The 21,760-nt window shown below is 63.6% G+C and carries 21 protein-coding genes and 1 pseudogene; 6 read left to right on the top strand and 16 right to left on the bottom strand.

Annotated features, from left to right (window positions below; genetic code table 11):
- Window positions 1–19: 19 nt before the first annotated feature.
- The 3 genes from LQ954_RS09235 to tsaD are packed head-to-tail and all read right to left on the bottom strand — an operon-like array spanning window position 20 to window position 2,537.
- A complete protein-coding gene (locus tag LQ954_RS09235) occupies window positions 20–547 on the bottom strand; it encodes a DUF1697 domain-containing protein (RefSeq protein ID WP_231022839.1) in 528 nt (175 codons plus the stop codon).
- Window positions 544–1,515: an NAD(P)H-dependent glycerol-3-phosphate dehydrogenase gene (locus tag LQ954_RS09230; protein WP_231022838.1), complete on the bottom strand. Its 972-nt coding sequence runs from the start codon at window positions 1,513–1,515 to the stop codon at window positions 544–546. The genes LQ954_RS09235 and LQ954_RS09230 overlap by 4 nt, the downstream gene beginning before the upstream one ends.
- Window positions 1,512–2,537: a tRNA (adenosine(37)-N6)-threonylcarbamoyltransferase complex transferase subunit TsaD gene (gene tsaD, locus LQ954_RS09225; RefSeq protein ID WP_227771860.1), complete on the bottom strand. Its 1,026-nt coding sequence runs from the start codon at window positions 2,535–2,537 to the stop codon at window positions 1,512–1,514. The genes LQ954_RS09230 and tsaD overlap by 4 nt, the downstream gene beginning before the upstream one ends.
- Window positions 2,538–2,628: 91 nt before the next feature.
- On the opposite strand from tsaD, the gene hemC reads away from it, so the two are divergent.
- The 4 genes from hemC (at window position 2,629) to LQ954_RS09205 (ending at window position 6,644) form a co-directional block, all read left to right on the top strand.
- Entirely contained in the window at window positions 2,629–3,534 is a 906-nt protein-coding gene (gene hemC / locus LQ954_RS09220; protein ID WP_227771861.1) for a hydroxymethylbilane synthase, read from the top strand.
- Window positions 3,531–4,199 (top strand): uroporphyrinogen-III synthase, encoded by a 669-nt coding sequence (locus tag LQ954_RS09215; protein ID WP_231022837.1) that lies wholly within the window; start codon window positions 3,531–3,533, stop codon window positions 4,197–4,199. Before hemC ends, LQ954_RS09215 begins: the two co-directional genes overlap by 4 nt.
- 24 nt (window positions 4,200–4,223) lie before the next feature.
- Entirely contained in the window at window positions 4,224–5,132 is a 909-nt protein-coding gene (locus LQ954_RS09210; protein ID WP_231022836.1) for a hypothetical protein, read from the top strand.
- 108 nt (window positions 5,133–5,240) lie between these two features.
- Entirely contained in the window at window positions 5,241–6,644 is a 1,404-nt protein-coding gene (locus LQ954_RS09205) for a M20/M25/M40 family metallo-hydrolase (protein WP_227771864.1), read from the top strand.
- Between the two features lie 112 nt (window positions 6,645–6,756).
- Here LQ954_RS09205 and LQ954_RS09200 read toward each other — a convergent pair whose 3' ends face one another.
- The 7 genes and pseudogenes from LQ954_RS09200 to LQ954_RS09170 form a co-directional block, all read right to left on the bottom strand.
- Window positions 6,757–7,338 (bottom strand): ABC-type transport auxiliary lipoprotein family protein, encoded by a 582-nt coding sequence (locus LQ954_RS09200; protein ID WP_227771865.1) that lies wholly within the window; start codon window positions 7,336–7,338, stop codon window positions 6,757–6,759.
- An 8-nt stretch (window positions 7,339–7,346) separates the two neighbouring features.
- The gene (locus LQ954_RS09195) at window positions 7,347–8,309 is read right to left on the bottom strand and encodes an MlaD family protein (RefSeq protein WP_227771866.1); all 963 of its coding nucleotides are present in this window, start codon (window positions 8,307–8,309) and stop codon (window positions 7,347–7,349) included.
- Window positions 8,309–9,132 (bottom strand): annotated as a pseudogene (locus tag LQ954_RS09190) (ABC transporter ATP-binding protein). Before LQ954_RS09190 ends, LQ954_RS09195 begins: the two are co-directional and overlap by 1 nt.
- Window positions 9,132–10,229: an MlaE family ABC transporter permease gene (locus LQ954_RS09185; RefSeq protein ID WP_227771868.1), complete on the bottom strand. Its 1,098-nt coding sequence runs from the start codon at window positions 10,227–10,229 to the stop codon at window positions 9,132–9,134. The pseudogene LQ954_RS09190 and the gene LQ954_RS09185 overlap by 1 nt, the downstream one beginning before the upstream one ends.
- Before the next feature lie 132 nt (window positions 10,230–10,361).
- Entirely contained in the window at window positions 10,362–11,627 is a 1,266-nt protein-coding gene (locus tag LQ954_RS09180) for a DUF445 domain-containing protein (protein ID WP_231022835.1), read from the bottom strand.
- A 37-nt stretch (window positions 11,628–11,664) separates the two neighbouring features.
- Complete coding sequence (locus tag LQ954_RS09175) at window positions 11,665–14,931, bottom strand: efflux RND transporter permease subunit (protein ID WP_227771870.1); 3,267 nt, start codon at window positions 14,929–14,931, stop codon at window positions 11,665–11,667.
- 4 nt (window positions 14,932–14,935) lie between these two features.
- A complete protein-coding gene (locus tag LQ954_RS09170) occupies window positions 14,936–16,117 on the bottom strand; it encodes an efflux RND transporter periplasmic adaptor subunit (RefSeq protein ID WP_227771871.1) in 1,182 nt (393 codons plus the stop codon).
- Between the two features lie 214 nt (window positions 16,118–16,331).
- On the opposite strand from LQ954_RS09170, the gene LQ954_RS09165 reads away from it, so the two are divergent.
- Window positions 16,332–17,060 carry an SIMPL domain-containing protein gene (locus LQ954_RS09165; protein WP_231022834.1) on the top strand — a complete coding sequence of 243 codons (729 nt, stop codon included), beginning with the start codon at window positions 16,332–16,334 and terminating at the stop codon, window positions 17,058–17,060.
- A 98-nt stretch (window positions 17,061–17,158) separates the two neighbouring features.
- On the opposite strand, the gene LQ954_RS09160 is transcribed toward LQ954_RS09165, so the two are convergent.
- The 3 genes from LQ954_RS09160 to LQ954_RS09150 all read right to left on the bottom strand — a co-directional run bounded on the left by LQ954_RS09160 (window position 17,159) and on the right by LQ954_RS09150 (window position 18,137).
- Window positions 17,159–17,416, bottom strand: coding sequence for a GlsB/YeaQ/YmgE family stress response membrane protein (locus tag LQ954_RS09160; protein ID WP_227771873.1), 258 nt, complete (start codon window positions 17,414–17,416; stop codon window positions 17,159–17,161).
- A gap of 92 nt (window positions 17,417–17,508) precedes the next feature.
- Window positions 17,509–17,808, bottom strand: a complete 300-nt coding sequence (sciP, locus tag LQ954_RS09155; protein ID WP_088330758.1) for a CtrA inhibitor SciP — start codon at window positions 17,806–17,808, stop codon at window positions 17,509–17,511.
- Between the two features lie 101 nt (window positions 17,809–17,909).
- A complete protein-coding gene (locus tag LQ954_RS09150; RefSeq protein WP_231022833.1) occupies window positions 17,910–18,137 on the bottom strand; it encodes a hypothetical protein in 228 nt (75 codons plus the stop codon).
- Between the two features lie 131 nt (window positions 18,138–18,268).
- On the opposite strand from LQ954_RS09150, the gene mnmA reads away from it, so the two are divergent.
- Window positions 18,269–19,372: a tRNA 2-thiouridine(34) synthase MnmA gene (gene mnmA, locus LQ954_RS09145; protein ID WP_231023026.1), complete on the top strand. Its 1,104-nt coding sequence runs from the start codon at window positions 18,269–18,271 to the stop codon at window positions 19,370–19,372.
- A gap of 53 nt (window positions 19,373–19,425) precedes the next feature.
- On the opposite strand, the gene LQ954_RS09140 is transcribed toward mnmA, so the two are convergent.
- The 3 genes from LQ954_RS09140 to pdxH are packed head-to-tail and all read right to left on the bottom strand — an operon-like array spanning window position 19,426 to window position 21,748.
- Window positions 19,426–20,217 carry a PhzF family phenazine biosynthesis protein gene (locus LQ954_RS09140; protein WP_227771876.1) on the bottom strand — a complete coding sequence of 264 codons (792 nt, stop codon included), beginning with the start codon at window positions 20,215–20,217 and terminating at the stop codon, window positions 19,426–19,428.
- Window positions 20,214–21,161: a cation diffusion facilitator family transporter gene (locus LQ954_RS09135; RefSeq protein ID WP_231022832.1), complete on the bottom strand. Its 948-nt coding sequence runs from the start codon at window positions 21,159–21,161 to the stop codon at window positions 20,214–20,216. The genes LQ954_RS09140 and LQ954_RS09135 overlap by 4 nt, the downstream gene beginning before the upstream one ends.
- Window positions 21,158–21,748, bottom strand: coding sequence for a pyridoxamine 5'-phosphate oxidase (gene pdxH / locus LQ954_RS09130; RefSeq protein WP_231022831.1), 591 nt, complete (start codon window positions 21,746–21,748; stop codon window positions 21,158–21,160). Before pdxH ends, LQ954_RS09135 begins: the two co-directional genes overlap by 4 nt.
- Window positions 21,749–21,760: the final 12 nt, after the last annotated feature.

The raw sequence follows: 21,760 nt of genomic DNA, 5'->3' as shown, positions 1-21,760 counted from the left end.
TCAATGCCGGCGTGCCGAGTTAGCGGGTTGCCTCGACGAGCTTCAGCAGCGTGCTCCAATTACGCCCGGTGCACGGCGGCAGTTTCCCCTTGGTCAGCAAGGCCGGAAACCTGGATCGGCCGATCCCCTCGGGATAATCGACGTACAGTTCGCGCCCGATCGCTAGCACTTGCTCGGGACCATTGTAGCTTGCAACCAGTTCCTCCATGCGCGCAGGGTCCAGTGGCTGGCGATAAAACAGCACCTGGACATGGTTCGGCCGGGCGGCAATTGCTTCAGGAAAGGGCGCGGTTGCCGCAATGGCGGCGAGCTCCGCGTGGCTGCGCACAAACCATGTCGTATCAAGCGACAGTCTCGCCTTAGCAGCCTCCTCCAGCCGCGCTTCAATGACTGCTGCATCTGCACCGCACGAGAATATGGCATTGCCGGATGCGAGAATGGTGCGAACATCAGCCATTCCCTCGCTCTCGAGGAAGGACCGCAGATCGGCCATGGGCAGCGGCTTGCCCGCGTTGATCGCGCGCGGAAGCGCAGCCCAGCGCATCATCCCTCTTCTCTTAACGGGCGAGCCAGGAGATCGTCGATGACAGCGCGCGCAGGCACACCATCGAGCAAGCGACAAACCGCCGCCGTGATGGGCATGTCGATCCCCGCCTCTGTCGCTGCCTCGGCCAGAACAGGAGCGGTGAAGGCGCCTTCCGCCACAGTACGGCGATCCGCCAGCAGGTCCGCCGCCAAGGCGCCACGCCCGAGGCCAAGACCCAGCGAAAAGTTGCGGCTGCTAGTCGACGAACATGTGAGGACCAGATCGCCGAGTCCGGAAAGACCGGCCAATGTTTCCGGCCTGGCCCCCCGCGCCATCCCGAAACGGGTCATTTCCGCAAAGCCGCGGGCAATCAGCGCAGCACGGGCGTTCTGACCGAGACCCGCCCCTTCAACAACGCCGCAAGCGATCGCGAGTACATTCTTGACCGCTCCGCCGATCTCCGCCCCGATCACGTCCGTCGATGCGTATGGACGAAAGCTGGGGCTGGCCAACCGAGCGGCCAGTCTGGTCTGAAGCGCCTCATCAGCACAGGCGAGCGTCACCGCGGTGGGCAGGCCAGCGGCGACTTCATGGGCAAAGGTCGGACCGGAAAGCACGGCGATGGGAGCTTCCGGATGAACTGCTTGCGCCACTTCGCCAACCAGCAGCCGGCTTCCCGCCTCGATGCCCTTCGCGCACAGTACGAGCGGCGTCTGACCGACTGGTGTAGCGCGCAGCACGTTACCGACGTGCTGTGCAGGCGCCACCACCAGCAATGCATCGTGCCCGCCGAGATCAGCGAGAAGCCCGGTCGCGCGGATCGCTGGTGAAAGCGGCACACCGGCCAGAAAGGTTGTATTCTCGTGTCGGGCGTTGATGCTTTCTACCACTTCCGGCTCACGCGCCCAGAGCAGCACGTCGCCGCTGCGCGCTGCCACCTGAGCCAAGGCGGTGCCCCACGCCCCGCCTCCAATCACGCCGATCTTCACGCCTTCACCCCTGCGCCGCGAACTGCCTCTGCATTCGGATCCAGCGGCCATCTGGCCCGCGCAGGCGTATCAAGCGGATCGACCAATCCGGCGGAAAAGCGCTCGGCCCCCGCCCAGGCGATCATGGCCGCGTTATCCGTACACAGCCATAGCGGCGGTGCGACGAAGCGGAGACCGTTGGCACTTGCGAGTGACGACAAGGCGTCACGCACCGCTGTATTGGCTGCCACACCGCCGGCGACGACCAGGGCAGTCGCGCCATTTGCCTGTGCCAGGGCGCGTCGCGTCCGATCGATGAGGCAATCCACCACCGCTGCCTGGAAAGACGCAGCGATGTCCTCTGGTGGGTATTCGCCAATCACTCGCGCGACCGCCGCCTTCAGCCCGGCAAAGGAGAAATGCGGCTCCGACGAACGCAATAACGGCCTAGGCAGGGGCACTGCCGTAGGGTTTCCGGCCTTTGCGGCGCGCTCAACGGCCGGACCACCCGGAAAGCCCAAGCCAAGCAGCTTTGCCGTCTTGTCGAAGGCCTCGCCCGCGGCATCGTCGATCGTTGTCGCCAAACGGCGGTAGCTGCCCACTTCCTCGACCAGCAGCAGCTGGCAATGCCCACCCGATACCAGGAGCAGCAGATATGGAAACGCGAGGTTGGGATCAGCCAGCCTAGGGCTGAGTGCGTGGCCCTCCAGATGATTGACGGCGACGAGCGGCTTGCCTGCGGCATGAGCAAGTGCCTTTCCGGTCACCAGCCCCACCATCACGCCGCCGATCAGGCCCGGGCCGGCCGTGGCTGCCACCGCGTCCACATCCGCCAGCGTTACGCCTGCATCAGACAGCGCGGCCTGAACCAGGGGCTCAAGAGCCTCGACATGCGCCCGAGCCGCGATCTCCGGCACGACGCCGCCATAAGGCCGGTGTTCGCTTTCCTGCCCCGCAAGGCGGTGCGCCAACACCTGCCGGTCGCCAGTGACGATCGCTGCCGCAGTTTCGTCGCACGATGATTCCAGGCCGAGGATGAGCATCGGCCTCCCTTATCCATTCGCCCGGAGCTTGTCGAAGGGCGGCCCAGGTCCGATAGAGCGGCTCTCCCGAATGGCTGAGTACAAACGATCCATGGCGAACACCTTCAGGCTTGGCACCCGCGGTTCGCCGCTCGCCCTTACGCAGGCGGGCATGGTTCGAGACGCGTTGATGGCGGCGCACGGCTGGGACGATGTCGAGATTGTGGTTGTTCGCACCACGGGCGATCGGATTCAGGATCGCGCCCTGGCCGAGATTGGCGGAAAGGCGCTTTGGACCAAGGAGCTGGATCGCGCGCTACTGGCCGGCGAGGTGGACGCTTGCGTCCACTCCATGAAAGACGTTGAAACGATCCGGCCGGCCGAGATCGCCATCGCCGCTATGCTGCCCCGCGCAGACGTTCGTGATCGCCTGATCGGTGCGGAGTCGATCGAGGCGCTGCCGCAAGGAGCGGTGGTCGGCACCAGCTCGCCGCGTCGTCGAGCGCAGCTGCTTCGGCGTCGGCCCGACCTGCGCATCGTGTTGCTTCGGGGTAACGTTGACTCGCGCCTCGGGAAGCTGGCGGCTGGCGAAGTGGATGCCACGTTGTTGGCAGCCGCTGGCCTGCAACGGCTCGAGCGTCACGATACGGGCACACCTCTGTCCGTCGACGGCACCCTGCCCGCGCCATCGCAAGGCGCAGTAGGTATTGAAACTCTGGCGGGCGGACCAGCACGCAAGTTCGTCCAGGCTATCGATTGCACGGCTACCCATCTTTGTGTTCGCACGGAACGCGCCTTGCTCGCGGCTCTTGGAGCCACTTGTCACTCGCCAGTGGGGGCGCTTGCGTCTTGGCAGGACGGGACAATGACGCTGGCGGCCGAGTTGCTGGATGAAGATGGCACGGCTCACATCGCCGGCAGCATGACGGGGGCCGGTGGCGAGACGCTCGGCATGGCGTTGGCAGCAGACCTGCTGGAGCGGGCGCCTTCGTCGATCCGGCGGTTGTTCGGGGGGTGAAACGCCCCGCCCTCGTCTTGCGCCCGGAGCCTGGCGGCTCAGCGACCGCAGATCGACTGAGGGCCGCTGGGTTGCTTGCTATTCGATTGCCGCTTTTCCGGGTTGCGCCGATCGCCTGGTCCCCGCCAGCCGATCAATATGATGCCTTATTGCTGACGAGCGCCAACGCTGTCCGTCAGGCGGGATCTGCTCTTTCTGCACTGCGGGCGCTACCCGTAGTCGCTGTCGGTCGAGGCACGGCGGCGGCGGCGCGCACTGCCGGCTTCACGGTCGCGGCAGTGGGTCGCAGCGATGGCGCGCAAGCACTCGCCCTGGCGCGTCAAAACGGATGGCACCGGATACTACGCCTAGCGGGTCGTGAGCGGACGCGCCTCGAGGGGGTGACGGACATTCCGGTTTACGCCAGCAATCCGCTGCCCCCCCCGCCGAATGCGTTACGCGTGGCACAAGGGGCAGTGGCTCTTCTTCACTCGTCGCGCGCAGCGACACACTTCCGTCATTTGCTCGAGCGTGATGTCGTGGATCCCAAAACCGTGCGGATCGCTGCGATCAGCAGCGCCGTTGTGGACGCGGCCGGAACCGGCTGGAACCGCATCGTGATCGCCAAGGAGCCGAACGATGCTGCCTTGGTGGCAGCCACCTGCACGCTCGCAATTGACCAGTAACGATCCGCTGGGGATAAGGCGCTCATGGATGAAGCTGTGCCGCTCGATCCCGCTCCGCGCCGGTCGCGAGTTGGCCTAATCACTATATTCGTGGTGCTGGCGCTGATCGTTGGCTTTGGCCTGATGTGGCTCTCAGTGCAGGACCGTGCAGGTTGGTGGCAGCAGACACCCACGCCCGCGGCAGCACCGAGCGCTGAGACGGGTTCAGCGGCCGCCATGCAGCCCGGCGCTCCCGTCGTCGGCCCCGTCGATCCGGTGACGCTCGCCACGCGAGAAAGCGCGCTGGCCGCACAACTGGCGGCACTGGAGGCGCGCGCTGCCGGAATGGAGCTTGACGTTACCGCCTCGGCCGATCGCGCCGGCCGGGCTGAGGCGATCCTGGTCGCCTTTGCGGCCCGGCGTTCTATCGAACGCGGCAGGCCGCTCGGCTACCTCGAAGAACAACTCCGCCGTCGTTTCGGCACCACGCAGCGGCAAGCCGTGGACACGGTTATTCAAGCTGGCCGTGATCCGGTGACCCTGGAGGGACTTCGTGAGGCGCTCGAGGCGAATTCATCCCTTTTGCTGAACCCCGGATCGCGGCACTGGTTCGACGGTCTTCTCGACGAGCTGCGCCACCTGATCGTGCTTCGTGAAGCGAATCTGCCTTCCGCCATCCCGTCTGAGCGACTGACGCGGGCACGACGGCTGGTTGATGCGGGACGGGTGGAAGCTGCGTTGGACGAGGTGGAGCGCCTTCCGGGTGGCTCACAGGCCGTAAACTGGACGAACGCCGCGCGGCGCTATGTTGCAGCCGACCGAGCGCTGGAAGCCCTAGAGACTGCGGCGATCGTCGGCACCATTGCGGGGTCCGCACAAGCAGCGCAGCAGCCATCCCAGCCAGCAGCGCCCGCCATGAAGGGGCCCTCGGATCAAGGGGATACGCAGGGCTGATCCAACGAACGCCTGCATTCTTCCGGTATTGGGTCCACGTTCATTGGAGCGTTGCCTCGGCGCACTTTCCCTGCAAGCATCGGTGCTTAAACGAAAAGGGAGAGCGGGATGCGCGGGTATTGGCGGACAACAGCAACAGCATTGGCGGGGTTGAGCCTGGCTCCATCCGCAACTGCGCAGAACCGCCCCGACGAGAAAGCCTTCTTCGACCTGTACAAGGAGTTGGTCGAAACCAACACGGTCGTTGATCAAGGAAGCTGCACACGCGCTGCCCGGCAAATCGCCAATCGGATGAAGGCCGCCGGCTATTCGGACAGCGATCTGGTCATCTTCTCCACACCCGAGCATCCCGAGGATGGCGGGCTGGTGGCGACACTGCCCGGCTCGGATCCGAAAGCCGGGGCGATGCTGTTGCTCGGCCACCTCGACGTGGTCGCCGCGAAGCGTGAGGATTGGCAGCGCGACCCGTTCAAGCTCGTCGAAGAGGACGGCTTCTACTATGCCCGCGGCTCCGTAGACGACAAGTCGATGTCATCGATCTGGGCCGACACGATGATCCGCTTCCGCCAGCAGAATTTTCGCCCGAAACGAACCGTCAAGATGGCCCTTACCTGTGGTGAGGAAACCACCTACGCCTTCAATGGTGCCGATTGGCTGGCACGGAACCGACCAGAACTGGTACGGGCCGATTTCGTGCTGAACGAAGGAGGCGGCGGCCGGCTCGACGCGCGCGGGCAGCGGCAGGCACTTGCGATCCAGGTCGGCGAGAAAGCGGCGCAGAACTTCACCTTCGTCGCGACCAATCCGGGCGGCCACAGCTCTGCGCCGACGCCGGAGAATGCAATCTACGATCTCGCTGATGCTATCAAACGGGTGCAGAATTACGAATTCCCGATCAGATTCTCTGACACCACCCGGGCCTTCTTCACGGCCAACGCCAAGGCGCTGCCATCGCCCACCTCCGCGGCGATCCAGCGGTTGCTCGCCAATCCGAAGGACCAGAGCGCCGACGAAATCGTCAGCCGTGACAAGGTGCTGCACTCCACGCTTCGGACAACCTGCGTCGCGACGCTCGTCAACGCTGGCCATGCGGAAAATGCCCTTCCACAGCGCGCCACGGCTAACGTAAACTGCCGCATCTTTCCGGGCGAGACCGTGGACGGGACGCTCGCCAAGCTAAAGGAGCTTGCCGGACCAAAGGTGACGGTTACCGCCAACCTGCCCGTTCGCCCCGTTGCCGTTCCGCCGCCGCTTGATCCAAAGATCATGGGACCTGTGCAGTCGCTCGCCGCCAAGCACTTCCCCGGTGTGCCGGTGGTCCCCATGATGTCGACGGGGGCGACGGACGGTGTGTTCTTCGGCACGCTCAACATGCCCGTTTATGGCGTACCTGGCCTGTTTCTGGAGCCCGACCTCAACGGCACGCATGGTCTGAACGAGCGTATTCGCGTGACGTCCCTCTACGAAGGACGGGCCTATCTCTTCGATCTAGCGAAGACCCTGGCAGAGTAACACTGGAAAGACATCGGTCCGGGTTCCTCCGCGGGAGCCCGGACGAGGCCTTACGCGCCTGAGGCAATTTCAGCCGCCGGCGCTTTCTTGCTCAGCCTTGATCCTCGGCAGCTTAGCGCCCGATCCAATCAGCCACTTCACCGGCGACCTGATTTGCTGCCTGGTTCAGCGCCACGCCGACGGGTGCAGGCTCAATCGCGGAAACCGCCACGCGTGCTTCGAAACGACGCTTTTCCAGCGCGCCGCCCTCGTCGCGGACCAAGGCCGCATCGTAAGTGACCACGGCGTTTGACGTTGCTGCGTCCACACCGAACATCCGCAGTTCACCGGCAAGCCGAGCGCCGGGATCCGCGAGCGACTGTGCACCTGAAAGGACGACGCGACCCGTCCGCGCCGTGACCGTGTCGGACAGCAGCCGCGCGAACTGCCGCGCAGGGGGCTCCACCCATTGCGCATCCTTGACATAGGCGATGTCGGTTGCGCTCGCCTGCACCGGTATGCGGTTGTTCGCCAGTGCCTGCGGCACTGCCGGCACCTGGATCGTGACAGTCCGTGCTCCTGCCGATGACTGTGCCTGCCCCACTGGCACCTGTTCAGCCGCGGTAAGACTAAGCAAGGACTCCGGCGGCTTGGCACCGAAGCTGATGCAGCCGGCAAGCGGCAGCAGAGCAAGACCGATCAGGAACTTTTTCATATCCATTCTCACTTGCCCTTATAGTCCGGCAGCTTTTGCTGACCGATCAGCGACCCTGCGCCTTGCCGATCCACCTTCTCAGCCACCGAGGCGAGGGCTGCCGACATCTGCCGCAGATCGAGTACCAGCTGGTTGATCTCCGGAACGGTGCGTTTGGAGAATGTTTGCAGCCCAGGGCGCGCGTCCTGGAAGGCGCTGTTCAACGTTTCCGTGCTTTGCCGCGCCGAGCGGATCGTTTCGTTCAGGTTGACGATCGTCGGGCGAACATCCTGAGCCAGCACGCCGTTTGTCGTGGCTGCGAGCTCACCGATCTGCTGGGCCGCGTCGCCCGCCTGTTGGATGGCGATACGGGTCTGCGCAAGCGTTGCAGCGATTTCAGGGCCGCGGTCTGCCAGCGCGTCGGTCAGACGATTGGTGTTCTCCAGGATACCGGCGATGGATGCCTGGTTGCGATCGGTCAGCAGCCCGGTCAGCCGCTCCGTCAACGTGGACAGCCGTTCCAGCAACTGCGGCGCGGAATTCAGGATCGCGCCGAGACCGCCCGTACGGGTCGGGATCACCGGCACTCCATAAGGGCACTGCCGTCCATCATCATTCTCTGGGCAGACGATCGGCGGGGCACCCTTACGGGCGCCGTCCAGACTTACGGTGCTGGTTCCGGTGAAGCTTCCCTGGATGGTCGCGGCGGTACCTTGCAGGATCGGCGTTTCCTGACTGACTTCGATGCGGACGCGAACGAACTGAGGATCATTGCGCCAAAGCTGGATCGACTTCACCTGTCCTGAAGGAACACCGGAATATGTGACCTGCGACCCTCGGGCGAGACCATCGACCGACTGCTTGAAGAAGATGTCATACTCGTTCTGCGTGGCGCCGCCCAATCTTGCAATCCACACCGTGAAGAGCGCCAGCACCGCCAGCAGGATCAGCACGACGGCGCCGACCAGCACATGGTTGGAACGGGTTTCCATCAATCAGCCCCTGACTTTGCCTTGGCGCCTGCCGCAGCCTCTCGCGTCGCCACAGCGGCTCGGCCACGTGGCCCGCGAAAATATTCCTGAATCCATGGATGCTCCAGAGCGAGCAATTCGTCGATCGTTCCGACGGCGATGACGCGCTTGTCGGCCAGCACCGCCACCCGATCACAGATCGCGTACAACGTATCCAGATCGTGCGTGATCAGGAACACCGTAAGCCCCAGCGTTTTCTGGAGCGACCGCGTAAGATCGTCGAACGCCGCGGCGCCGATCGGGTCTAGGCCAGCCGTCGGCTCATCAAGGAACAGGAGTTCCGGGTCGAGCGCAAGCGCACGCGCGAGCCCGGCGCGCTTCTTCATCCCACCGGAATCCCACCGGACAGTTCCGCCGGATATTTCGGCCCAGCGTCGGCCGGGAGCCCCGTCATCATCACCTTGAATGAGGCGATTTCGTCAAGCAGCGCCAGGTCGAGGTTCGGGTAAAACTCCCGCAATGGAACCTGCACGTTCTCGGCCACGGTCAGCGTTGAGAAAAGAGCGCCGCCCTGGAACAACACGCCCCAGCGTTTGCGAATCTCGACGGCCTCGGTTTCTTCACGGCCAAGCGTCGGCTCTCCGAATACCGTCACCTCACCCGCGGAGGGGCTCTGAAGACCGATGATGGAGCGCATGAGCACGGATTTGCCCGTGCCAGATCCCCCGACCACGCCAAGGATCTCGCCTCGCCGCACATCCAGGTCCAAGTTCTCGTGGACAACCTGGTCCCCGAACGCGTTCTTCAGGCCGCGAACTTCGATGATGTTCTCGGAACTGCTCATCAGATCCAGCCGATCCGTTCGAAGAACACGGCAAAGAAAGCGTCCAGGACGATTACGAGGAAGATGGCCTGAACGACAGCTGCAGTGGTCCGGGTACCCACCTGCTCGGCATCACCCTCCACTTGCATCCCCTGAAAACAACCGGCGATCGCAATAATGGCGCCAAACACAGGTGCCTTGATGAGCCCCACGTACAGGTCAGTGATCGGTACGACCTCACGCAAGCGCGCCACATAGGTCACGGGCGGAATTTCGAGCTGCCACCAGCATAACAGCCCGCCTCCGATGATAGCGATGAGCGAGGAGTAAAAACCGAGCAACGGCATGAGCATGACGGCGGCGATCGTGCGCGGAAGCACCAGCGCTTCCATCGGGGAAACGCCGATCGTGCGCATGGCGTCGACCTCTTCGGTCAGCTTCATTGTGCCAAGCTGCGCCGCAAACGCGGATCCGGACCTGCCAGCAACCATGATCGCGGTCATCAACACGCCAAGCTCGCGCAGCGTAATGCGGCCGATCAGGTTGATCGTGAACACCTCCGCGCCGAACTGTCGCAGTTGCACTGCACCCTGCTGCGCAATGACGATGCCGATAAGGAAGCTCATCAGCCCGATAATGCCGAGCGCCGAAACCCCGACCACTTCGAAGCGCTGAACAGTCGCGTTGAACCGGAAGCGGCGCGGATGCCTGATCACGCTGATGAAGGCGAGAACCGTTGCACCGAGGAAGCCGAGCAGGCCCAGAAGGGTGCGGCCCGACATGACCACCGCTTCCCCGACTTCGCCGAGAACACGGTTGAACGGGCTGACATATACTGGACGGGTCGAAACCGGCTGGTCGGCAATCCCCACCTGATCGAGAAGGTGCTGATGCTCAGGCTTCAGGCCAGTGATCCGAGCACCGTGCTTCTTGGCGAAGCGATACACGACCCAGGCGCCAATCGTATCCATTCGCCCGATACCGGAAAGGTCGAGCTCCGTGATCGCGCCGGGATAGGTATCAAGCCGGCCGGGAAGATCATCCAGGCGAGCGAGCAGCAAGTCGCCGGTGAAGCGCAGCTTGCCCCCGTCCTCGCTGAATTCGGCCAATGCGCCCATCCCCCACCCTTTGCGGAAAACTCCGCAGCTCGGCAAGACGAACGTACAGTGCGTCCGGTTGTTGCATGAACGTCATGCGGCGGCCGGCGAGCGCAAACCAAGCTTTGGTCGCCCGCATCTCTAAGCAGCGTCCTAGAGCAGCACGTCGACTGAATGGATGGCCAGGCCGACTGCGCCGCCTACAAGCGTCCCGTTGATCCTGATGAACTGGAGGTCCTTGCCCACCGAATGTTCCAGGCGCTGTGTGATCGTCTGCGCATCCCATCCGCGCACCGTCTCCGACACAAGGCCCACGATCACATCGCCATAATCCGCGGCCGTTCCCACCGCGACGCGGCGAACATAGCGGTTCAAGGTGTTACGAAGCCGCGCATCGTCTTCCAGCGTTTGTCCCAGCTGACGAAGCATGTCGCCGATACCGCCAGACAGAAGCCGCTCGGGATCACGCGCGGCGCGCAGCATCGCATGTCGCGCCTGTTCCCACAGGCCGTTGATCCAGCTTTGCATGGCCGGATTCTCGAGCAAAGCGAGCTTCAATGCCTCCACTCGCTCCTGCATCTCCAGCTTGTGCTGGAGATCGCGGGCAAGCGTCGCCAACCCCTCCTCCGCCTTGGCACGCAGCGGGTGATCGGGTTGCTCGGCCATGTCGGCCAGCATCTTGTCCAGCCCATCGATGATCTTGTTTGCAATCGTCTCGTCGAGCCCGGTCCAGCGCAGGATGGTGCCGGCACGCTCATGCACCATGTTGCGCACGACCTGTTGGTTCGCCTCCAGCACTCTTCCTGCCCATCGAACGATCCCGTCGAGGATCGGCTGATGCCGGCTCTCTGCCATAGCAGCCTCGAGCGCGCGCCCCAGCAGCGGCGACAGTTCGATCCGCCGGACCTGCTGAACCATTGCCCCGCGCACCATTCCCCCGAGCCGTTCCTGATCGAGGGCCTGGAGCACCTCCACTGCCAAGCGGGAGGCGCCGCGGGTGACACGCCGGCTGCCCGCCGAGGGACTCGCAAGCCAGCGACCAGCAGCGCTCGCCACGTCCATTCGCCGCATGCGGCGTGCGACCACCACCGGAATAAGGAAATAGTCCCGCAGGAACGTGGCGAGCTGGTCGCCGATCCGGTCCTTGTTTCGCGGGATGATGGCGGTGTGCGGGATCGGCAGACCGAGCGGGTGACGGAAAAGCGCCGTTACGGCAAACCAATCGGCCAAGCCGCCGACCATCGCGGCTTCCGCGAACGCTCGAACAAAGCCCCAGGCGGGATGAACGTGATCAAGTGCCCGCGCCAACAGGAATGCCGCCGCCATGACGATCAGCATTCCCGTTGCGATCACGCGCATGCGCACGAGCCCGACGGGCGCACTGGTCGGCGAGGGGCGCCGTAGCGCAACAGGGATCATGCCCGAACAATCCCCCAGGCGGGGGTTTGTTCAAGCGTCATTCCGCGGGAACGTCGCCGTCGCGATAGCCAATACGTCCAGGCGGCGGCGGTAGCGAGCCGCCCGTCGCCGCGTGATCGATCGCGGGCACACCATCGTCGCCGGGCTGGTACGTGAGCAGCTTTCGACCCAGCCACGGCCCCACGCGGCGCTCGATGCCGATCGACAGGCTGAACGATGCCGGCACGATCAGAAGCGTCAGCAGGGTGGAGACGATGAGGCCACCAATCACGACGATGCCCATCGGCGCTCGCCAGGCACCGTCACCAGTCAGTGCAAGCGCCGTTGGCACCATGCCCGCGACCATTGCAACCGTGGTCATAACGATCGGCTGCGCGCGCTTGTGCCCGGCATCAACCACCGCATCATAGATCGGCACGCCCGCGTGCATTTCCTCCAGCGCGAAGTCGATCAGCAGAATCGAGTTCTTCGCAACAATGCCGAGCAACATCAGTAAGCCGATGAACACCGGCATGGAGAGCGGGTGGCCGGTAATGATGAGCGCAATCACGCCGCCCAGAGGCGCAAGCAGCAGCGACCCCATGTTCACCAAGGGTGGGAGCAAGCGGCGGTACAGCAACACCAGAACGGAGAAAACGAGGAACACGCCCGCCACCACCGCGATAACGAAGTTGATCAGCATCTCCATCTGCCACTTGGCCTGGCCAACGCTCATCTGCTGCACGCCCAGCGGCAGGTTCTTCATCGAGGGCAGCTGGCTCACCTGCTTCATCGCATCCGACAGGATCAGACCCGGAGCGAGATCCGCCCCGATCGTGAGCTGACGTTGCTGATTGAGCCGGTTGATCTTGGTGGGACCAGAACCGAAACCGATGTCTGCAACGACCGACAAGGGCACCGACCCGCCATTTTGCGTCGGCACCGGCAGGTTGCGGATGGTCGCCATTCGGGTGCGTGATGATTGGTCGAAGGCGACGCGGATCGGAATCTGTCGATCGTTCAGCGAGAACCGCGCGCTGTTCTGATCGATGTCGCCAAGGGTCGCGATCCGGATCGCATTGGACAGCGCACTAGTCGTCACACCTAGATCCGCAGCGAGATCGAGCCGCGGCTTGATCACGATTTCCGGTCGATTGAGATCGCCGGCGATGCGCGGCGCGAGGAAGCCGGGGATCTTCGCCATGTCGCGAACGATCGTGTCCGCCGTTTGCCGCAACAACACCGGATCATCGCTACCTAACGTAACAGACACGTCCCGGTTGTTGTCGCCCCAGCCGAACTGCGATTGGAAGTTGACCCGTGCGTCGGGGATCTTCGCCAGGGCCGGCGCGAGCGCACGCTCGAACTCCGTCGAGGTCTTCTGCCGCTTGTCACCGATATCCTTGCCGAAAATGGCGCCGATACGATCGTTCAGGCTCGGTTTTTCCTTGAACTGAACGGTGACGCGGCCATTGCCCACGAAAGTTCGCGTATAGGTCGTGTCCACTTCCGGTTGCTGGCTGAGCAGGTCGTAGACCTCGTTCACCACCCGCTGAGTCTGCGCCAGTGTGGCTCCCGGCGCCATGGTGATGGTGACAGTGGAACGCTCCTGGTCAACGGAGGGCTGGAACTGCATCGGCAGGCTTGCGAAGCCCAGCACGGTGAGCACGAAGGCGAGGCCGCCAATACCGACCGTCCATATGCGGTGATCATGGAGGTAGCCGGTGACGCGCCGAATGCCGCCACGCGCCCGAACGGCCAGCGACTTACCCGGATCGAGCGTCCAGCGCAGGACGCCCATATAAAGATCCATGAGGCGGCCTTCGCCGTGTGACTCCGGCCCGGCGGATTTCAGGAAATAGGCCGCGATCATAGGCGTGATCATGCGAGCCACGGCAAGGCTCATCAGCACTGCCACGACGACCGTTAGGCCGAAGTTCTTGAAGAACTGCCCGGAAACGCCCGGCATCAAGCCCACTGGCAGGAACACCGCGACGATTGCCATCGTGGTCGCCAGCACGGCAAGGCCGATCTCGTCCGCAGCATCGATCGACGCCTGATAGGCCGATTTACCCATGCGCATATGGCGGACGATGTTCTCAATCTCCACGATCGCGTCATCGACCAGCACACCGGCAACGAGGCTCAATGCAAGCAGCGTCATGCTGTTCAGCGAAAAGCCCATCAGGTCCATGAACCAGAAGGCCGGGACGGCCGAGAGCGGAATGGCGAGCGCGGAGATGAAGGTCGCTCGCTTGTCGCGCAGGAACAGGAACACGATGAAGACGGCGAGCACCGCGCCCTCAATCATCGCGTGAATGGCGCTCTTATATTGCTCGACCGCATATTTGGAGCCGTCGATCCGCAACTGGAACTTGACCTGCGGATTGCGCTTTTCCAGCTCCGCCAGCTTTTTCTGTGCCTCACGGAAGACGGTAACTTCCGAATAGCCCTTCGCGCGTTTGAAATCGAAAGTGATGACCGGCTTGCCGTCCACGCCCGCTGCCGTGCGCTGCTCGGCATACAAGTCGCGTACGGTGGCGACCGCGCTAAGCTTGATGGTGCGGCCGTTGCCGGCGATGATCTGTGTCTCGCCCAGATCATAGGCGTCTCTTGCGTTGCCGAGTACGCGAACTGACTGCTCTGCGCCCGCGACTTCGGCGCGGCCGCCGGCTGCGTTCAGGTTTACCTGCCGCAGCTGCTGGTTGATCTGCGTCGCTGTCAAACCGTAAGCCGCGAGCTTCGCCGGATCGAGGATCACGCGTATTTCGCGATCGACACCGCCATTCCGCTCGACGCCGCCCATGCCCTCAATCGACAGCAATTCCTTGGTGACGGTGTTGTCGATGTACCAGCTGAGCTGTTCCACCGTCATGTCGGTAGCGATCGCCGAATAGCTGCCAAGATCATCGTCGTTGATCTTCACGCGGCTGATCTGCGGTTCAAGAATGCCTTCGGGCAGGTTCGACCTGATCTGGGTTACGGCATCCCGTACTTCGTTGACTGCCCGGTCCACCGGCGTTCCGATGTCGAGCTGCACCATAGTCGTGGAATTGCCCTCGCTAACGAAGGATTGCAGTTCGTCCACGCCTTCCACGGTTCGCACGGCCGCCTCGACGCGCTGCGTGACCTGGGTTTCCAATTCGCTGGGCGCCGCACCCGGCTGTGTGATCTCAACCGCAACGGCCGGGAAATCGATGTCCGGCTCCCGGTTGATGTCCATGCGAATGAAGCTGACGATGCCGGCGACCGTCAGGATCACGAACAGAACGATAATCGGAACCGGATTTCGGATCGACCAGGCCGAAATGTTGCGGAAGTTCATGCCGTCACTCTCCCGGCTTGCCGAGAACCGGGGCGATCTTCTGCCCGGGGTTCAGGAATGCGCCTGCGGAAACCACCACACGTTCGCTGCCGTCGAGCCCGGACGCGATCGCAACCGAGTTATCGCTGACCGTGCCAAGGCGCACATCACGACGACGCACGACATTGTCCTTGTCGACGACATAGACGAAATTGCCCTTTTCGTCGCTAAGGATTGCAGACTGCGGCAGGCCAGGCATGCTGGCATCCCCGCCGACGATCACCGCCGATGCGAAGCCACCCGGGCGAAGCGCCGGATCATAGCGCAGCGCGATCCGCGCGATTCCCTGACGGGTCTGCGGATCGATGACTGGCGAAACTTGCCACACCTGGCCCTCGAAGGAGCGATCGCTGCCTACCGGCGTTACCATCGCGCGCGCGCCAACCGGCAGCGCCGCCAGATCATCCTCCGGCAACTGGGCGCGCATTTCCAGTTCCCCGCCCTTGGCCATGCGGAAGAGCGTGCCCGACGCTGAGCTGATAATCTGGCCCGGCTCGACCTGACGAGTGAGGACCAGACCGGCAGCAGGCGCGCGGATGTCCAAGCGCTGGTTGCGTGCGCGTTGCTCGGCGGCAGAAGCAGCCGCAACCTTCAGGCGTGCGGCCGCCGCATCGCGGGTCGCAATGCGGCGCTGCACGTCCGCCTGGCTGATAAAGCCACGGTCAACTAGCTGCTGGGCGCGCTGCAACTCTGCCTGTGCCAAGGTCAGATCTGCCTGGGCGACGTTCACCTGAGCGGCCAAACTCTGCGCCGTCTGGGTCTGGACCGAACGGTCGACCAGCGCCAGCACCTGTCCCGCCTGCACCCACTGCCCCGGCTCCACCAGCACACGCGTGACCATGCCGCCCTCGCCTGCCACGCCAACGGGCATCTCACGACGAGCCGCCAGCGTGCCGTTCGCGTTGATCGTGCGCGCAACCGCCCCGCTCCCGGGAACAACGACTGTCACACGAGGCGCTTGATCCGAGGCAGCGCTAGCCGCAGCCGGCTTCTCGCCGCCGCGCGTGAAGAAGAAGGCGCCCAGGGCAATCACGACGGCGGCGACTAGCGCGATTACGAGAATGCGGCGCCGCCGGCGGGCGACGGGATCATCCGGCGCCTCGATCAAAACGGTCTCCCCACTCAACCCGCCCGTTTGATAATTCATGCGCCCTACATCCCGCTCCGGCGGCTTGCGGCAACCGGCACTACATTGATCTGCAGCTGTGTTATATGAATAAGTCACCGGGCTCAAGCACCGGTTTTGCCCCAATGCCGCATGGCAGATTCGACGGGGCGCGGCAAGCGGCGAGCCGTTCAGCCTGCGTTGATCAATCGGTCTGCACTAGGGCCCAACCGTTCCAAACCGGAGATTTCGGACGATGCGTTACACGATTGCCACACTTGCTCTGGCCGCCCTCATTCCGGTGGCCTTGCCTGCTGCAGCGCAATCCACGGCAGCGGTGCCGATCCTGCCGGAGGCGACCGTGCTGGACGTGGTTGCAACTGGAGAGGTGTCGCGGGTGCCCGATGTGGCGACGGTCCGCGCCGGCGTCGTTACGCAATCGCCGACTGCGGCGGCAGCTCTTGCAGACAATGCGAGCCGGATGGAACGCGTGGTTGCCGCGCTTCGCGCCGCAGGTGTGGCCGCTCGAGACATCATGACCGCCAATGTCGGCCTTTCTCCACAATATCGCTACGGCGAGAACCAGCCGCCGGCCATCACCGGATACCAGGCGTCGAACACTGTTTCCGTGAAGTTTCGTGATGTGGCAAAGAGCGGCGCGGTGCTTGATGCGCTGGTGAAGGCAGGCGCCAATCAGATCGACGGGCCGCAGATGGCCATCGACAATCCCGAAGCAGCACTCGACGCAGCCAGAGTAGAGGCGGTCAAGCGCGCCAGAGCGCGCGCTGCGCTTTACGCTGAGGCGGCCGGGCTTCGGGTTGACCGCATCGTTGCGATCGGTGAGGCAGGCGAGGACCGCGGCAACAACCCGCGCCCGCCAGTGCTTTACGCGCGGGCCGAAATGGCGTCCGACGCACAAACGCAAGTTCTGCCGGGGGAAACCAATGTTAGCGCGACGGTCACGGTGCGCTTCCTGTTGAAATAACGATCATCGCAGTCTGGCCTGACGCCCCGGTCAGACTAGCCGAAAGAAAACGGCCGCCCGTTTTCGGGCGGCCGTTGTTCTATCTAGTCTCAATTCGCTTAGCGAACGCGACCACGACGGGCGAGGTTAACAATCGCAAGCAGGATCACCGCACCAAGCAGCGAAACCAGGAACGACGTAAGCGTCAGCGGCGCGCTGTTGATCGAACCGCCCGAAATGATCAGGCCGCCAATGAACGCGCCGACGATGCCGACGACGATGTTGAGAAAAATACCTTGCTGAGCATCGGTGCGCATGATGATGCTGGCCAGCCAGCCAATCACGCCGCCGACGATCAACCAGAGAATAATACCCATGACTCACTCCCCTGCGTTAACGGCCCGAACGGCCGGGCGCTGGGGAAAAGACTCTTGACACGCAACATTTGTTCCGGGCCCGTAACCCGCCCTCAGAACTTCTGCTGCCGCTCGTAGAGGGACTTGTAGTGCTGGATGCGCGTGACCCGTAGCCCGGGCATACCCGAGCGGTCGATCGCGCGCTGCCAGCTGGCAAACTCCTCGACCGTCAAACCGTAGCGGTTGCACACTTCATCAACGGTCAGCAGCCCGCCGTTCACCGCCGCCACGACTTCGGCCTTGCGGCGGACAACCCAACGCGTGGTGTTCGGCGGCGGGAGGGTGTCGAGCGTCAATGGCTCTCCGAGCGGGCCGATCACGCGGGCCGGACGAATTTTCTGGTTCTCGATCATGGCTTAACCTCGGTTCGGGGCGGGGGCCCCCTCTCCACTTGATGAAACTACGGTGCGCTTACCGCCTGAAAGCGCATTAACGATGCGCGGTAAACAGGTGGTCACTCATCCTTCCACTGCATCATCACCTTCGCAACAGAACCGTTGAACGCCCCGTCGACGGGAGCAAACAAAGGGGAGTCGAGCCGCACCCTTGCAGATCGGGCATAGATGGTCGCCGTCGGCGACGCCGCCTGACGCGCCGTCATCTCCACCAGCAGCACCGCGAGGTCGCTAGGTAGCTCGACCAACGGGGCCCGTCGGTCAAAAAGGGCAAAACTCAAATCCACGCCTTGGCCGATCCCTCGTGCTTCATCGTCGGAAGCACCCCTGTACGCGCCATGAAGTGAAGGGTCCGTAAAGCTCGCGACGGTTCGTCGCGTTCACCATCAACATGAAATGTGCTATCGGCCTCGCCGTGATCGATATCGGTGATTTCCAGATGTCCGGCAGCGCTGCCGGACGGCGCATCGTCGTCGCCATGTCCGGCGGCGTCGACAGTTCCGTTGTAGCTGCTCTTGCCAAGGCGAGCGGCGCCGAAACGATCGGCGTCACCTTGCAACTGTACGACCACGGGGAAGCAACCTCGCGCGCGGGCGCCTGCTGCGCCGGACGCGACATCCGGGACGCACGGGCGGTATGCGACCAACTCGGCATCGCACATTACGTATTTGACCATGAAAGCAGCTTTCGCACGCAGGTGGTCGATCGCTTCGCCGATGAATATCTGGCCGGCCGCACCCCCATTCCCTGCGTCCAGTGCAACATGGGGCCGAAATTCACCGATCTGTTCGCGCTTGCCCGCGATCTTGGGGCAGATTGCCTCGCGACGGGCCATTATGTCCGGCGCCTGATCGGCGCCGACGGCCCAGAACTGCACCGCGCCATCGATCCCGCGCGCGATCAGAGTTACTTCCTGTTCGCGACCACCCGGGCCCAGCTTGATTTTCTACGGTTCCCCTTGGGCGGCATGCCCAAGGATCGCGTGCGTGCAATCGCCGCGGAACTGGGGCTCGGCGTTGCTGCGAAGCCTGACAGCCAAGACATCTGCTTTGTTCCGGACGGTGATTATGCCGGCCTGGTGCGGAAACTGCGTCCCACGGTCGTTGACGGGGGAGAGATCGTAGACCTGAGCGGGCGTGTTCTCGGCCGCCATAGCGGCATCATCCACTACACCGTCGGCCAGCGCCGCGGCCTCGACATCGGCGGCCAGCCGGAACCGCTGTACGTCATCAGATTGGAGCCCGAAGCGCGCCGCGTAGTGGTGGGCCCGCGCACTGCGCTTGCGGTCGGCGTTGCTCGCCTGACCGATCTCAACATCCTGGGACCTCTGGATCGGCCGCTGACCGCGAAGGTTCGCTCCATGGCGCGGCCGGTTCCGGCGCGGTTGCGGGGTGATCACCTCATATTCGATGCGCCGGAATATGGAGTCGCACCGGGGCAGGCAGCGGTATTGTATGATGGTGATCGCGTTCTCGGAGGTGGATGGATTGCCGAAACGGAAAGCGCGGCGCTGGCGGCCTGACGGCCGACTGGCGACCAACAGGCACGCCAGCACGCCGGTTCGTCAGCCCAACGTCAGGGCAACAAGAACGTGCCCTCGATCATGGTAATACACGAACCAGTCAGCACTACACGTTCGCCATCCAGACGACAGCCGATCCGCCCACCTCGCGCGCTCGCCTGGAATGCAGAAAAGGTGTCGCTTCCAATCACCTGCGCCCAATAGGGCACCATCACCGCGTGGGCGGATCCCGTGACGGGGTCCTCCGGGATGTCGAAATACTCTGTGAAGACCCGACTGACCACCTGCGCGGTTTCACCGGGCGCAGCCACGATGTGAACGATCGGGCCTAAACTCTTCAGCGCGCGGGCATCAGGCGCCGCTGCGCGCACCGCTGCCTCGTCGTCCACGATGACAAGGGCGTATCCCTTTTCATGCCACAGCGTCTCGCGCGCCGTCACTCCTAGCGCAGCAACGATATCGTCCATCGGCTTCGGCTCTGGAGCCCAAGCGGGCAGCGCCATTTCATACGCTGGCCCGCGACGCGTGACTTCCAGCACGCCCGCCTGGCGGGTGACAAAACGAACTGAGTGCCGGCTAGTGTCGGAGGAGAGCACGAAGTGCCCGCTCGCCAGGGTGGCGTGCCCGCATAGTGCCACTTCGGCAGCCGGCGTGAACCAGCGCAATTCGAAGTCAGCCTCGCCTTGGGACGGGACCAGAAAAGCCGTTTCCGATAGGTTGTTTTCCGCCGCGATCGCCTGAAGCGTAGCGTCGTCGAGCCACGAGGAAAGAGGCATCACTGCCGCCGGATTGCCGGTAAACGGCTGATCCGCAAAGGCGTCAATCTGAGCGAACGGGATCCTCATATGCGCTTTCCGAACCAGTGGGGGGTGACGTCAGCTTCGACGAGCGGATTGTCTGTATCCACATGCCCTTCAGGATCGAGGTGGATCAGAACTTCAACGCGAGGGAAGACATCCCGCAGGCGCCGTTCGACACTTTCAACGATATCATGAGCCGCCGCGACCGTAAGGTTGCGGTCGACCTCCATGTGGAATTGCGCGAAATCGTGGGTTCCCGCTCGCCGCGTCCGGAAGTCGTGGATGCCCCGGATACCTGGCTGCCGAGCCGCGATCTCGATGAACGCCGCACGTTGGTCGTCAGGCCATTCCTTGTCCATCAGCATGTCGATCGCCTGGCTGGACGCCTTGAAGGCGCCCCACACAAGCCACAAGGCGATCGCGATGCCGAACACCGGGTCTGCGCCAGCCACTCCCATGAACTGGTCGAGCACGAGTGCGGCGATAACGGCCACGTTCAGCAGCACGTCGGATTGATAGTGGACATTGTCGGCCAGGATCGCGACCGATCCGGTACGACGGATAACGCTGCGCTGGTAAGCGAGCAGCGCGAAGGTTGCCGCGATCGCAACAAGTGACACGCCGATGCCAAGCGACGCATCCTCGTTCACCTGCGGATTGGAAAGGCGCTCAATCGCGCGTGCCGCGATCCCGATTGCCGAAGCGGTAATCAGCACGACCTGGAACAGCGCGGCAAGCGCCTCGGCCTTGCCGTGGCCGAACCGATGATCATGATCGGCCGGCTCCGCGGCGACCTTGACGCCATATAGCGTCACCAGGCTGGCGAGCAGGTCGAGACCAGTATCGGCGAGACTGCCCAGCATCGCCACCGAACCGGTATGCCATGCGGCATAGCTTTTCAACGCGAGCAGGAACGTCGCGGTCGCGACGCTCGCCAGCGCCGCACGCATCGCGAACGGAATGATACGGCGGCGTTCTTCGCGCGTCATGGGTATAGGAGGCCTTCGATCCAGCTTGCGCCACCATCCGTATCGGTGCGCGTGAACAATCGACGCTCATGTAGTCGATGTGCGCGGTCCTGCCAAAACTCAATGCGGTCGGGCACCACCCGGTATCCGCCCCAATGCGGCGGCCGCGGCACCTCCCCTCCCTCAAACCGGAACTGCATCGCATCAAAGCGTGCCTCGAAGATCGAGCGCGCGGCCAGCGGTCGGGACTGTTCGGATGCCCATGCACCCAGCTGCGAATCGCGGCCGCGCGATGCGAAGTAAGCATCGCTTTCCGCCTCCGTGACCAGGCTTACCGCACCTTCGATCCGGATCTGGCGTCGCAACGACTTCCAATGAAAAAGGAGTGCCGCCTGCGCATTGGCCGCAAGATCCTCTGCCTTCCGGCTCCCGCGATTGGTGTAGAAAACGAACCCGTCGGGCCCGTGTCCCTTCAGCAGCACCATCCGCACCGCCGGGCGACCGCTTGCGTCCGCGGTAGCCAGCGCCATGGCATTGGGATCATTGGGCTCACTGCCGCGTGCCTCGGTGAACCAGGTGTCGAACAGGGTGAAGGGATCGGTGGTCATGCCCACGCCTTA

The organism is Sphingomonas sp. IC-11 (genome assembly GCF_021043365.1).
Classification (GTDB): Bacteria; Pseudomonadota; Alphaproteobacteria; order Sphingomonadales; family Sphingomonadaceae; genus Sphingomonas.
Note: the sequence above shows the minus strand (reverse complement) of the source record. Positions and strands in the feature narration are given on the sequence as shown.